Genomic DNA, 14,202 nt, shown 5'->3' with positions numbered 1-14,202 from the left:
CGTGAATATCCCGGTAAAAACAACCGATGCTTCATATGAAGTGCATTTAGGAGAAAATATATTAAAAGATTTTTGTATACAGTATAAGGCTGCTTTAGAAAAAGCCGATCAGTTAGTGATTATTACGGACGAGCATGTTTGGAGTCTACATGAACAATATGTTCGCAAGCATTTTTCATTCCCATTTAAAGTTTATATTGTGCCAAATGGAGAAGCGTGTAAAAATTTCGATGCATATTTTGATGTGCAAACATTTTTACTACAAGAAAATTGTTCGAGAAACTCGGCGCTGTTTGCGTTAGGTGGAGGAGCAGTAGGAGATTTAACGGGATTTGTTGCGGCTACTTTTATGCGCGGCATACCATTTTATCAAATACCTACAACTATTTTAGCGCATGATAGTGCGGTTGGTGGAAAGACTGCCATTAATCATCCGAATGGCAAGAATATGATCGGTGCTTTTTATCAGCCACAAGCGGTCATTTACGATTTTCATTTTCTAGCTACTTTGCCAGAAGCGGAAGTTCGTTCGGGACTCGCAGAAGTGATTAAACATGCACTAATAAGCGATGCTGAGTGGGTGGATGAGTTTTTTTCATTACCTAATATCGAATTTATCGACAATGAAACATTATTACAATGGCTAGAAAAAGGGATTCGTGTCAAAGCGCGTATTGTGGAACTCGATGAAAAAGAGCAATCGTACCGCAAATATTTAAATTTTGGTCATACATATGGACATGCGATCGAAGCAACTGTTGGGTACGGTAAAATTACACATGGTGAAGCAGTGATGATTGGTATGATTCCCGCTTTAATGTTGAGTGAATTGCACGGGAATGTAGAAGCAGGCTATGCCAAAAAAGTATATGAGCTTGCTACTAGACTAGGATACAATTTTGGGCATGTACTTGAATGTTCGTTTGAGCAATTAGCAGGGTTTATGTTAAAGGATAAGAAAACAACGAATGGAGAGCTCCATTTTGCATTGCTTCAAGTAATTGGAGAGCCTTTTGTACAAGTAATTTCGATGAGCGATGTACAACATTGCGACGAGCAGCTGAGAAAGTGGATCAAGGAGTGATTAGATGATCAGGGGAGTAAGAGGTGCAACAACGGTAACAGCCGATTCAAATGAAGAAGTATTGCTAGAAACAAGCCGTCTTGTACAAGAAATGGCTAAAGCAAATGATGTACAGCCCGAGGATATTGCATCGGTCATTATTTCAACAACGACAGACATAACATCCGCATTTCCTGCGAGAGCAGTGAGAAGCCTAGAAGGATGGACCTATGTACCAGTAATGTGCACACATGAAATGGATGTACCAAATGCGCTAGAAAAATGCGTTAGGCTTTTAATGCATATAAACACTGAAAAAAAACAACAAGATATCGAGCACATCTATTTAAACCATGCAGTTACATTAAGACCAGACTTAGTGAAATAACTTATAGAAACGAGGACCTATGTGATGAAATTCAAAAAACAAATTGCTGGATTACAAGCATACCAACCGGGAAAAACAACAGACGAAGTAAAAAAAATGTTCAACTTAAGTAAGGTAACGAAACTTGCATCGAATGAAAATCCATACGGAGCATCTTCTAAAGTTAAAGCGTACTTAGATAGTGCCGATATCAACTACGCTATTTATCCGGATGGTTATGCATCTAAACTACGCACGGCTGTTGCAAAGTATCTAAACGTTTCAGAAAAACAATTACTATTTGGAAATGGCTCAGACGAAAATATTTTAATCGTTTCAAGAGCGCTGCTACAACCAGGCTTAAATACAGTAGTTGCAGATATAACATTTGGTCAATACAAGCATAATGCGATTGTAGAAGGTGCAGAAGTTCGAACGGTTCCTTTACTTGAAAATGGAGAGCATGATTTAGATAAAATGGCGGAGGCAGTGGATGTAAATACCGCTATCGTATGGATTTGTAATCCGAATAATCCAACAGGAACACTTATTGCTAGCGATAAAATTAAAGCATTTGTAGAAAAAGTACCGAATGATGTATTAATCGTGCTGGACGAAGCTTATACAGAATACATAACAGATGAAACATATGAAGACTCTATTCAATTACTAGACAAACACCCTAACGTATTAATCATGCGCACTTTCTCTAAAGCTTACGGCTTAGCTAGTTTCCGTGTAGGCTATGCAATTGGCTCAGAAGAAGTAATCAGTCAATTAGAGCCAACGCGTGAGCCATTTAATAACACCGTATTAAGCCAAGAAGTCGCAATCATCGGGTTAGAGGACCAAGCATTTATCGAATCGTGTAGAGAAAAAAATAATGCTGGTAAAGCACAATATGAAGCATACTGTGCAGAACGCAATCTACATTTTTATCCTTCTCATACAAACTTTATATTCATGGAAGTGAAGGCAGATAGTGATGCTGTGTTCCAAGGACTGATGAAACGTGGATTTATCGTTCGTAGCGGAAATGCGCTTGGGAAACCTGGATATCTTCGAATTACGATTGGAACGGAAGAGCAAAACGCAGAGTTATTGCAAAAATTAGACGAAGTTTTACACGAGGAAGGCATTTTATAATGAAACAAACGGTTTTCATCATAGGACTTGGTTTAATAGGCGGATCACTAGCGCTTGGTTTAAAAAGAAATAACGATGTAAAAATTATTGGTTATGACGCCAACACGCATGCACTTCGAACAGCGAAAAGGATTGGTGTCATCGATGAGATGGCAGTTTATATGAAAGACGCTGCAGCGTTTGCAGATATCATTATATTCGCAACTCCTGTAAATGAAACCATTCGCTTGATGAACGAGTTGGCAGGTTGGCCACTAAAAGAACAGGTCATTGTAACAGATACGGGTAGTACAAAAAATGAAATCATGAAAGCTGCTAGAACTTTAAAAGAGCAAGGCATCACTTTTATCGGTGGACACCCTATGGCTGGTTCACATAAAAGTGGGGTAGAAGCAGCAAGAGCGCATCTATTTGAAAATGCGTATTATTTGCTAACTCCTTTTCCAAATGAGAGCACAGATAAAGTAAACAGACTTTCGAGCTTGTTGGAAGTAACAAAAGCAAAAGTCGTGCAAGTGAGTGCAGAGGAGCATGATCATATGACGGCAGTAGTTAGTCATTTCCCGCATTTAGTAGCAGCATCACTTGTACATCAGCTTGCTTTTGAAAATGAACAATTTCCGTTCACGAAGCAGCTTGCGGCAGGGGGGTTCCGCGATTTAACGAGAATCGCTTCGTCAAACCCGATTATGTGGAGAGACATTACGCTTCAAAACCGGTATGAGTTAAGTCATCAGCTTCAAGCGTGGATCGATGAAATGATAAAACTGCAAAACCTACTTCTACAATCAGATGCAGAAGACATTGAAACTTATTTTCGGACTGCTAAAAAAGTGCGAGATGAGTTGCCGATTAATGAGCAAGGTGCAATGTTCGCTGTATATGATTTATATGTAGACGTACCTGACTATCCAGGGGTTATTTCAGAAGTCACAGGATATTTAGCGAAAGATCGTATTAGTATTACAAACATTCGAATTGTCGAAACACGTGTGGACGTTTTTGGTATTTTGGTCATTAGTTTTCAGACGATGGAAGATCGTGCAAAAGCAGTCGAATGTATTGCGAACAATACAACATTTGAAACGTATATTTCTTAGGGAGGTAATCGTTATGGGAAAAATATTAGATTATGCACAGCCATCATTACAAGGTACGTTGCGAATTCCTGGTGATAAGTCTGTATCTCATCGCTCCATTATGTTTGGGGCTATCGCCGAAGGGACAACCACTGTAGAAGGATTTTTACAAAGTGATGATTGCTTAGCAACAATTGATTGCTTCTCTAAGCTTGGTGTAGAAATAACGGTAGATGGAGAAAGCGTTCAAGTCAAAAGTGATGGAATTGGTGCATGGAAAGAGCCGAGTGAGATTTTGTATACAGGTAACTCAGGAACAACTACTAGACTCATGCTCGGTATTTTAGCAGGCTCCAATGTTTCGTCTGTGTTAATCGGAGATGAGTCTATTCAAAAACGTCCGATGAAGCGGGTAACAGCTCCGTTAAAGCAGATGGGCGCTCATTTTATCGGCAGAGAGGATGCACAATTTACACCAATTGCGGTGGAAGGAACAAAATTGAAAGCAATCCACTACCAAATGCCCGTTGCAAGCGCACAGGTGAAGTCTGCGATTTTGCTCGCTGCATTACATGCAGAAGGAGAAACAGTCGTAGAAGAAATGGAAACCTCTCGTGATCACACGGAAAAGATGCTCCAACATTTTGGAGCGGAAATTTCGGTTGATAACAAAACGATTCGTCTACGAGGCGGACAGAAGCTTACTGGAACGCATGTCGTTGTACCAGGCGATATTTCGTCTGCAGCCTTCTTTTTAGTTGCGGGAGCCATCGTACCTAATAGTAAGCTAACGTTAACGAATGTTGGGCTAAACGGGACAAGAACAGGTATTATTGATGTGCTTCAAGCAATGGGAGCAAAAATGTCGATTAATGATTCCGAAAATAATAGCCATGAGGAAATGGGGACTATTGAAATCGAAGCATCTTCCCTAAAAGGAACAGAAATAGGCGGAGATTTAATTCCTCGACTTATTGACGAAATTCCAGTCATTGCCTTACTAGCAACGCAGGCAGAAGGAAAAACGATCATTAAAAATGCAGAAGAGTTAAAAGTAAAAGAAACAAACCGAATCGATGCGGTTGTCAATGAACTGAAAAAGCTCGGAGCAAACATCACAGCAACAGAGGACGGAATGATTATGGAAGGGCCAACCCCTCTTCATGGTGGCGACCTGACTTCTTATGGAGATCACCGAATTGGAATGATGGCGGCTATCGCTTCTTTAATAACATCAAGTGCTGTTACATTAGATGATCCAGCATGCATTGCCGTTTCTTACCCGACCTTTTTTGAACAATTGGATAGTGTACGAAACAGTTAAACAAGAAATTTTTATAGACCGAGGACCGAGAAAAGGTCCTTGGTCTATTTGCATTCTATTTACTAGGATCTGTGCGTGAAAAATCATTCAAAACTCTCCCTCAAATAGGAGAGTTTTTTAGTTTGGAAAAGTAACAGAGATGCCACTAAGTAAATTGCTAGCCTACGCTTTTGCTAGAATCAGGAGCCCAATCGTATTGCACACAGTGAGTCTTATGACTGCGGCTCGATACATTACGGTAAAAATTAGCCGTTCTATTTGTTTGGAGAAGACTGCCGCCTGATAATAAGCGCAACGTTCCAGTCGGTACTCGCAACGTTATATGGCATTTGCGCAATGTTCTCACACTACGCGCAACCTTAGGATCGATTTGCGCAATGTTTATAAATAACGGACTATAGTCCTGTTTGTTTCATTCAAAGAAACTTGTTATTTTGGGGATTGGTTGCTTTGACTAGTAATTTGGTTGCTCTTATGCTGATTTGATTGCTTTAAGAACAGAATTAGTTGCTTTCAATGACTGTTTGATTGCCCTTAACCATTAATTGGGTAATAGTGAAGCCAGATGCCGCTCATCATGGTGTTGTTGCCACACGATGATAAGGTCTTGTATTTATCCATTTACCTGCAAAATCCACTAATTTTACTGCAATTGTGTCTAAATACATACTAGTTTACGGGTTAATCTACTAAAAAATCGTAAATGAACTTCCCTTTTGTAGTTCTTTGTGCTAACTTGATAAAGGTGCATTTTCAAGACTTTAGACTTAGTTGTATACATTAGGTTTGAATCAGTTGAAAAAATATATAAGTATTAAGGAGTTTTACTATGAAATGGACGATTAACAAAAAACTGATTGGAGGATTTTCTGCAGTTTTACTGTTATTAATCATTATGATTGGGATTAGCTACAGCCAAATTACTGCTGTAAATAATTCATATACAGATTTATTGGACGATAAAGCAATGAAAGCTGTTGAAATAAGGGAACTGCAGGTAGCGGTCAAACAAGAAATAATTGCGATGAGGGGGTATTTAATTTTAGGAGACGAACGGTCCCTCCAAGAGCATACTACTGCAGTATCTAATTATAAAACAGCGTACGATGCCTTATTATCCAAATTTAAAATTCCAGTAGCAATTGAGATGTTAGAAGATATAAACCAGGTTCAAGCTGAGTATGAACAGTTTTCAAAGAAGGTATTCGATTTAAGAAAACAGAAGAAATTCGAGGAATATGAGGCACTTGTTTCTACGGAAGGAAAAGAAATAGTAGTCAAACTTGACGAGGCAGTTGCTAAACTTTCAGACTTTCAAAATGATTTGCTAAACGAAGGTGGAGCTAACAACACCTTATTGGTCAAAAATACAATTATGCTTGTCTTAGCTATAGGAGTCATTGCAGTTTTAGTTGGAATTGCCATCGCTATTATTTTAGGTCGTCTTATTTCCAACCCAGTTGTAGCATTAGCGAACTCAGCTAAAAAAATGGCAGAAGGGGACCTTTCTGGTGAAATGGTTAAAGTGAAAAACAAAGATGAAATAGGAGATTTAGTCGGTTCCTTTAATCTTATGGCTGAAAATCTTCGTACGGTAATTGAGCAAGTTAGTATGAACTCAAATCATGTAGCAGCATCCGCAGAGGAACTAACAGCAAGTGCGGAACAGACCTCTCAAGCAACCGAACAAATTGCAACATCTATTCAAGATATAGCGAGTGGATCGGAAACACAGGTGGTGACTGCCAATGAATCATCCGAAGCTATGAAAGAAATGGCTGTCGGAATTCAACGAGTAGCAGAGACTTCATCCACCGTTTCCGAATCGGCAATTGAGACAAATAAAGAAGCTAACCTTGGAAATGAATCACTTCGCCAAATGATTCACCAAATGGACACCATCCACAATGCAGTAGAAGAGTCTGCTTTAAGTATAAAAAAATTAGGAAACCTCTCACAGGAAATTGGCAATATTATTGCGGTTATTACCGGAATAGCTGACCAAACAAATTTACTGGCTTTAAATGCAGCGATAGAAGCCGCTCGTGCCGGAGAACATGGACAAGGCTTTGCAGTAGTAGCGGATGAAGTTCGTAAGCTTGCAGAACAGTCCAGAGACTCGGCAGACCAAATTGCAGGAATCATCAATCAGATTCAAGCCGATACAAGTGAAGCGGTAAACGTAATGGAAGTTGGAACAAAAGAAGTGGCTGCCGGAAAAGTAATAGTTGATGAGACAGGAATGCGTTTTGAGAAAATTTTACTTTCCATCGAACAAGTTACTGCACAAATACAAGAAGTTTCCGCTATTTCCGAAGAAATGTCCGCAGGTGTAGAAGAGGTGGACGCTTCTATAGAAGAAATGGCCAAAATTGCGCAATATTCCGCTTCTAATACACAAAATGTAGCTTCTGCTTCCGAAGAGCAACTTGCTTCAATGGAAGAGATTACAGCTTCTGCAACCAGTCTCTCCAAAATGGCGGAGGATTTACAAGCCATCGTAAGACAATTCAAGCTATGATTGATCGTTAAATGGATTAATCTAATAGAGCACTTCTCCCTTGCGAATGTAAGCGTAGCAAAATTACATTTGTATTTACATAAAAAGGGAGAATGTTCAACTAGGATTTAACTTTAAAGAAATTTTAAAAGCTCTCCATCAATTAGGAGAGTTTTTTTCTTGTTCATATTCGATAGTTCTTGTACGATAAAGACATAGAGAAAGTATGGTGATGATATGGAAAAAATGATGCCTTTTATCCGTGCAATGGAAGAGGGAGACTTAGAAAAATTAGGAGAACTGTTGGAAGCTTTTTTATTGGAAGGTAATCCAGATGAGCAATACGAACTTGCGGATTTATTAGCTCAGTATGGTTTTTTACAGCAAGCGGTACATGTATTAGAACATCTACATTATTTATTTCCTGAAGAAAATCAGCTGAAAATTGACCAGGCACAGCTTTATTTAGAAATGGATAAGGAGGATGCTGCCCTAGAACTGCTTACAAAAGTCGATAAATCGAGTGAAGCATATCCACAAGCACTTCTAACACTAGCTGATTATTATCAAATGATTGGATTATACGAAGTCGCTGAGCAAAAGATTAATGAAGCAATCGGCATTATGCCAAATGAGCCATTACTTCTTTATGCAAAAGGGGAGCTATTGTTCGAAACTGGTAGATATTTAGAAGCTGCAAGGATCATGGAAGATTTAATTCCGCAGCAAGATGCAATTCCTGCAGTGGACTTATCGCTCAAGCTTGCGGAAATCTATAGTGCAGGAGCAGCTTATGAGGAAGCGATTCCTTACTACGCGGAAGCGTTAGAAAAGGAAGTAGCTCCGGATATCCTATTTCATGCAGCATATGCTTCCTTCCAAGTACAACATTATGAAACTGCAATAAAGCATTTAGAAAGCCTACTTGAAATAGATCCAGACTATTTCTCAGGGTATATGCTGCTTGCGGAAACTTATGCAATGCTCGAGAAAAATGAAGAAGCATTGAAAGCAATCACAGATGGGATAGCAAGAGATGAATTTGAGAAAGAATATTATTTATTTGCGGGTAAAATTGCGCTTAAATTGGGTAGAGTGAAAGAAGCGGAATCTTTTTTACGAGAAGCAATTGTTCTGGATCCTGAATACATGGATGCCATTTTTATTCTTTCTTCCTTATTTTCGACAGAAGAGATGGATGAGGAGTTAATCGAACTGTATGAAACGTTGAAGGAACAACACTTTGAGTGGTCTTCTATGTATCCATTTATCGCGAAAAGCTATGAGCGTTTAGAATTGTACGATGAAGCATATGCATTTTATAAGCTAGCATATAATGAACATAAAGAGGATGCTGCATTTTTAGAAAACTACGTCTATTTCCTGCTAGAAGAAGGGAAAAGAGACGAAGCAATGGAAGTAGTAGCGATACTGCAAAAATTACAGCCTGAAAATAGTACTTGGTTAGACTTAGTGGAATAAAAAAAGGAAGGAGAGGTTACGTGACTGCTTCTGTTTCAGTTGGGGAGAAAAAAGAATTTGTTCGCTGGTTTTTAAAGAAATATCAAATGAAAAGAAGAGAGTGCGTCTGGATTTTGAATTACTTGATAAGTCACGAAACACTGTTGAATAATGTCCATTTTGTAGAGGAAGCTCACTATTGTCCTAGAGCGATGATTATGTCGGTTACAACATCCTCTGGTATCCCATTTCGCTTTTATAAGGGCAGTGTGATGACAGCAGATGCGGAAAAGTCATTTCATGATCTACGTCTACACCCAGAAGAAGATATGTATATTCAATTGAATTTTCAAACCTTGCCACCTAGCCCAGAGTATTTAGCGGTGTTAGAAGAAAATCCTTTTATGCCAAAGTATTTGCATATTAGTGAAAAGGACAAAAGAATTGCGGAGGATATGGTAGCAGAGAGCCTTCATTCCTTTCAAGTGGAGCAATTAAAAAAACAAATCGATGAAGCAATTGATGAAAACAACAAGGAAAAGTTTCTGGAGCTTTCAGCATTGTGGAAACAACTACAACAAAGAGGAAATTAGGAGAGAGATAACCATGCATTGGAACGGAAAAGATAGTGCAGTATTTCAAGCACAAAAAGAATATATAGATACAGCAGTCATCCCACTAATTGTTATAGATGGTTCAGAGCATGGATTTGGCTTTGCTGCATCTGCAGCAGATTATACATTATCTTTGGCTAACTTAATTGAAAATCAGTTTAAAGGAAGGATTGTATTATTTCCTTCCTTCTCTTATACAAAGACGCAGGACAAGCAGTCATTGTTAGAAAATTGGAAAGAGGAACTATTAAAAGCAGAGTTTAAATACATATTTTTCATTACTTCAGATCGAGAGTGGAGTACAATGGGGGATGAGCATGACGTAATTTGGACTCCATCTGTCCCACTAGATTCGATGGATCAAAAAATGAGAATTTCTGTGTTGGAAGATCAACTACGACAGCTCATTCCAATTTTCGCGAAAAAATGGGCGAATTAGTGACAAATTGTTGCATGAAATGTTCACAAAGTTCATAATTCATGTCAAAGGAATATTGACCTTCCTTTTTTATTGATATATCATGGATATGTCCTAGTATTATTATTTCAAGCAAGTATGTCCATTGGACTGACCTTTAAGTAAGAGGGGGGAAAAGGATGAGTAACAATAAAGTATCAAGACGTCAATTTCTAAGTTATACATTAACAGGTGTTGGCGGTTTCATGGCGGCAGGGATGCTTATGCCAATGGTACGTTTTGCAATTGATCCTGTATTGCAAAAATCAGAAGGTGGAGATTTCGTATTAACGGAGAAGAAAATTGCCGATATTACGGAGGTTCCTGAGCGTGTAGATTTCACTTTTGAACAAGTGGATGCATGGTACAAGTCTGATATAACAAATGCTGCATGGGTTTATAAAGAAGGAGATCAAATTATTGCACTTTCTCCAGTATGTAAGCATTTAGGTTGTACTGTAAACTGGGAAGGTGACCCAGCTCACAAAAATCAATTCTTCTGTCCATGTCACAATGGTCGTTATGAGAAAAATGGAGAGAACGTTCCAAAAACACCACCTCTAGGTCCGTTGGATCAATTTGAAATTCGTGAAAATGACGGTTTCTTAGAAATTGGAAAAGCTATACCTAACACATTAGTTTAAAAGTAAGGGGGTACGACATCAGTGCTTAATAAAATCTATGATTGGGTGGATGAACGTCTTGATATTACACCTATATGGCGTGATATCGCAGACCACGAAGTACCAGAACACGTAAACCCTGCACACCATTTCTCTGCATTTGTTTATTGTTTCGGGGGATTAACATTCTTCATTACAGTAATCCAAATTCTATCCGGTATGTTCTTAACTATGTATTATGTACCAGATATTGAAAATGCATGGGAATCTGTTTACTACCTTCAAAATGAAGTAGCATTCGGTGAAATCGTGCGTGGGATGCATCACTGGGGAGCATCGCTTGTTATTGTTATGATGTTCTTACATACATTACGTGTATTCTTTACTGGTTCTTATAAAAAACCTCGTGAACTTAACTGGATGGTTGGAGTATTAATCTTCGCTGTTATGTTAGGTTTAGGTTTTACAGGATACTTACTACCTTGGGACATGAAAGCATTGTTCGCAACAAAAGTAGGTATCGAAATTGCTGCATCAGTTCCATTTATCGGTGGAATAATCAAAACATTACTTGCTGGTGATGAGCATATCATCGGTGCACAAACTTTAACAAGATTCTTTGCGATTCATGTGTTCTTCTTACCAGCTGCATTATTTGGTTTACTAGCAGCACACTTTATCATGATTCGTCGTCAAGGTATTTCTGGACCACTATAATGGGTAAGTGGCACAGATAATTCTTAAAAGGAGGGGACATTATGCATCGCGGTAAAGGTATGAAATTTGTTGGTGACTCACGTGTCACAGATCCAGCTAGCAGACCAAAGAAAACTCCGAAAGACTATTCTGAGTATCCGGGTAAAACAGAAGCTTTCTGGCCAGACTTTTTATTGAAGGAATGGTTAGTCGGTGCTGTTTTCTTAGTAGGTTATCTAGTTCTAACTGTAGCACATCCGTCTCCACTGGAACGTCCTGCTGATCCAGCGGACACTGGCTATATTCCAGTACCAGACTGGTATTTCTTGTTCTTATACCAGTTATTAAAATATGAGTTTGCTTCAGGTCCGTTTAACGTTATCGGAGCAATTATCATGCCAGGTTTAGCTTTTGGTGCACTTCTATTAGTACCATTCCTAGACACAAGTAAAGAAAGACGTCCATTTAAACGTCCTTTACCAACTGGTTTTATGCTTTTAGCAATCGCTGCAATGATTTTCTTAACATGGGAATCTGTTGTAAACCATGACTGGGAAAAAGCTAAAGCATATGGTGAGATTAGAGAAGAAGTTGCAGTTGAAATTGATGAAACTTCAGAAGGTTATCAACTATACCAAGCATCGTCTTGTATAGGCTGTCATGGTAATGCATTCGAAGGTGGTTTAGGTAAGCCGTTAATTGGTTTAGAATATACTGCTGATGAAATCGTTAACATTGCACATGAAGGTTTAGGTGGGATGCCAGGTGGCACTTACCAAGGTACGGAAGAAGAGCTTCACAAATTAGCGGAGTTTATTACAACGCTTCAACCAACGGAATAATAATTCATGCAAGCTAGATATAATAAAAGTTAAGAGAGTCAGGTAACTGGCTCTCTTTTTTTACTTACCCAATAAAGGAGCGTTTTGATGAAAGAGCTGATAGCGTATGGGAAGTTAGTGCTTTTTAATAAGTCGTTTATGTGGTTATTGTTCATAGTGAATTTGTTAGGAACCATTTACGGGTATATTTGGTATGAAAGCCAGCTCTCTGTAACAGAACCTAAATTTCTTCTTTTCGTTCCCGACAGTCCAACAGCTAGCTTATTTTTTACAATTGCATTACTTGGTTGGTTAATGAAGAAAAATTGGAAGTTAATAGAGGCGCTTGCGCTTATTACATTGGTTAAATACGGAGTATGGGCAGTTGTCATGAACATTTGGACATATATGGAGACTGGTTCCATTGGATGGATGGGATGGATGCTTGTCGTTTCTCATTTTGCGATGGCATTACAGGCTATTCTTTATATCCCTTTTTACCGATTTACATTCGTACATATTTTTATTGCGGCAGTTTGGACATTGCATAACGATGTTATCGACTATGTGTTCGGCCAGATGCCCGTATATCGTAGTTTAAGCGAATATGCTAGCCAAATTGGCTATTTTACTTTCTGGCTATCGATAGCATGTATTAGCATTGCGATTGTTGTTTATCAAAAAAGGTCAAAGCGAATTAGTTGAATGAGAATGGATAACCTATTAAAATAATAAGTATAGATAAGAAAGGGGAAATGCTTCGTGATTTCTTATATCATATATTTTGCAATAATTTTGTTATTGCCGATATATGCACAAATGAAAGTAAAAAGTACGTATAAAAAATATTCAAAAGTAGGCTCCACTTCAGGTATGACAGGTGCACAAGTAGCAAGAACTATTTTAGATGCAAATGGTTTATATGAAGTGAAGGTAGTGGAAAGTAGCGGTTTTTTAAGTGATCATTACAACCCAATGACTAAGATTGTCGCATTGTCTTCCCATAACTATCATGAAGCTTCCGTTGCAGGTTCTGCTATCGCTGCACATGAAGTTGGACATGCGATTCAACATAAAGAAGCTTATTCCTTCTTAACTTTACGCCATAAACTAGTACCTATTGCGAATATTTCTTCTCACGCATCATGGATTTTCGTGATGATTGGGATATTTGCTTCTATGAGCGGATTATTGTTACTTGGTATTTTGTTATTAGCTGCTGGTGTTGTATTCCAAATTGTAACCCTGCCAGTTGAGTTTAATGCATCGAATCGCGCAATGGACCAAATGGTTTCGTTAGGAATTATTCGTAACGAAGAAGAGCGTCATGCGAAGAAAGTATTAAGTGCTGCCGCGTTAACATATGTTGCAGCTACAGCAGTCGCTGTACTTGAATTACTGCGTTTAGTATTAATCTACACAGGTATGTCAAGAAACGATTAAAATAAAGAAAAAGGATTGTTCAATAGATGTTGAGCAATCCTTTTTTTGTTGGTTTGGAAACTATTGAAGATAGTTGCTTTCACCAGGAACTTGGTTGCTCTAATACTGATTTAGTTGCTTTTCGAAAAGAAATGGTTGCTTTCCTTCATAATTGATTACTCTTAGCCATTAACTGGATGACAGTGCGCCAATATATTACCATTTTACGAAAACCACTTTTACAAATAAATAGCCACCTGCGCCTTCGCTGTATGTATCTAGATTATATTAAGAAGACATTTGAGCTGTTTTTCATCTCCTTATAAAAGAGTCTAAGCCAGAAAAATAGTTAGCAACTATTGGATAGAGCAGCGATAAAGCACCTGAAATTTCATCTTCAGGTGCTTACTTTATTATTAGAAAGTATCTTTTCACTTATTACCCAAAAGATCTTAACCTTATTCATATAGTTGAAGGAGGACGCAGGACATAAATACACCATAAGATTACCGATAAAAGATAGGCTGGTCGTGACTATAGTCATGACCAGCCTATCTAAAGAACCAACGTTAATTATATAGCGATAAATTTGTCCGAAGACCTTTGAGAAAGATATAATACAGGTTTTG

Annotated in this window: 14 protein-coding genes; all 14 read left to right on the top strand. The window is 38.4% G+C overall.

All coding sequences use genetic code 11. The annotated features are described in order from the left end of the window. Nucleotide 1 precedes the first annotated feature (1 nt). The 14 genes from aroB (at nt 2) to ACIP9W_RS20830 (ending at nt 13,594) form a co-directional block, all read left to right on the top strand. A complete protein-coding gene (gene aroB, locus ACIP9W_RS20895) occupies nt 2–1,084 on the top strand; it encodes a 3-dehydroquinate synthase (protein WP_400793084.1) in 1,083 nt (360 codons plus the stop codon). A 4-nt stretch (nt 1,085–1,088) separates the two neighbouring features. After that, on the top strand, nt 1,089–1,451 hold the full coding sequence (gene aroH, locus ACIP9W_RS20890) for a chorismate mutase (protein WP_400793082.1): 363 nt from the start codon (nt 1,089–1,091) through the stop codon (nt 1,449–1,451). 24 nt (nt 1,452–1,475) lie between these two features. After that, nucleotides 1,476–2,576: a histidinol-phosphate transaminase gene (gene hisC, locus ACIP9W_RS20885; RefSeq protein ID WP_400793081.1), complete on the top strand. Its 1,101-nt coding sequence runs from the start codon at nt 1,476–1,478 to the stop codon at nt 2,574–2,576. After that, nucleotides 2,576–3,676 carry a prephenate dehydrogenase gene (locus tag ACIP9W_RS20880; protein ID WP_400793080.1) on the top strand — a complete coding sequence of 367 codons (1,101 nt, stop codon included), beginning with the start codon at nt 2,576–2,578 and terminating at the stop codon, nt 3,674–3,676. The genes hisC and ACIP9W_RS20880 overlap by 1 nt, the downstream gene beginning before the upstream one ends. 13 nt (nt 3,677–3,689) lie before the next feature. After that, on the top strand, nt 3,690–4,979 hold the full coding sequence (aroA, locus tag ACIP9W_RS20875; protein WP_400793078.1) for a 3-phosphoshikimate 1-carboxyvinyltransferase: 1,290 nt from the start codon (nt 3,690–3,692) through the stop codon (nt 4,977–4,979). 829 nt (nt 4,980–5,808) lie between these two features. Then, a complete protein-coding gene (locus ACIP9W_RS20870; protein ID WP_400793077.1) occupies nt 5,809–7,500 on the top strand; it encodes a methyl-accepting chemotaxis protein in 1,692 nt (563 codons plus the stop codon). Between the two features lie 216 nt (nt 7,501–7,716). Beyond that, nucleotides 7,717–8,961 carry a tetratricopeptide repeat protein gene (locus tag ACIP9W_RS20865; protein WP_400793076.1) on the top strand — a complete coding sequence of 415 codons (1,245 nt, stop codon included), beginning with the start codon at nt 7,717–7,719 and terminating at the stop codon, nt 8,959–8,961. Between the two features lie 20 nt (nt 8,962–8,981). Further along, complete coding sequence (locus ACIP9W_RS20860) at nt 8,982–9,533, top strand: ReoY family proteolytic degradation factor (RefSeq protein ID WP_400793075.1); 552 nt, start codon at nt 8,982–8,984, stop codon at nt 9,531–9,533. A 13-nt stretch (nt 9,534–9,546) separates the two neighbouring features. Next, on the top strand, nt 9,547–9,993 hold the full coding sequence (locus ACIP9W_RS20855; protein WP_400793074.1) for a DUF2487 family protein: 447 nt from the start codon (nt 9,547–9,549) through the stop codon (nt 9,991–9,993). 158 nt (nt 9,994–10,151) lie between these two features. Next, on the top strand, nt 10,152–10,655 hold the full coding sequence (locus ACIP9W_RS20850; protein ID WP_282245119.1) for a QcrA and Rieske domain-containing protein: 504 nt from the start codon (nt 10,152–10,154) through the stop codon (nt 10,653–10,655). 21 nt (nt 10,656–10,676) lie between these two features. Beyond that, entirely contained in the window at nt 10,677–11,351 is a 675-nt protein-coding gene (gene qcrB / locus ACIP9W_RS20845; protein WP_282245117.1) for a menaquinol-cytochrome c reductase cytochrome b subunit, read from the top strand. A gap of 41 nt (nt 11,352–11,392) precedes the next feature. Continuing rightward, a complete protein-coding gene (locus ACIP9W_RS20840) occupies nt 11,393–12,172 on the top strand; it encodes a menaquinol-cytochrome c reductase cytochrome b/c subunit (RefSeq protein WP_400793072.1) in 780 nt (259 codons plus the stop codon). An 87-nt stretch (nt 12,173–12,259) separates the two neighbouring features. Then, a complete protein-coding gene (gene lhaT, locus ACIP9W_RS20835; RefSeq protein WP_400793070.1) occupies nt 12,260–12,856 on the top strand; it encodes a lipoprotein heptaprenylglyceryl N-acetyltransferase LhaT in 597 nt (198 codons plus the stop codon). A 60-nt stretch (nt 12,857–12,916) separates the two neighbouring features. After that, nucleotides 12,917–13,594, top strand: coding sequence for a zinc metallopeptidase (locus tag ACIP9W_RS20830; protein WP_400793117.1), 678 nt, complete (start codon nt 12,917–12,919; stop codon nt 13,592–13,594). Nucleotides 13,595–14,202 lie beyond the last annotated feature (608 nt).

It is taken from the genome of Psychrobacillus sp. NPDC093180 (assembly GCF_044754065.1).
Classification (GTDB): domain Bacteria; phylum Bacillota; class Bacilli; order Bacillales_A; family Planococcaceae; genus Psychrobacillus.
This window is presented reverse-complemented; position numbering and strand designations above follow the sequence as displayed.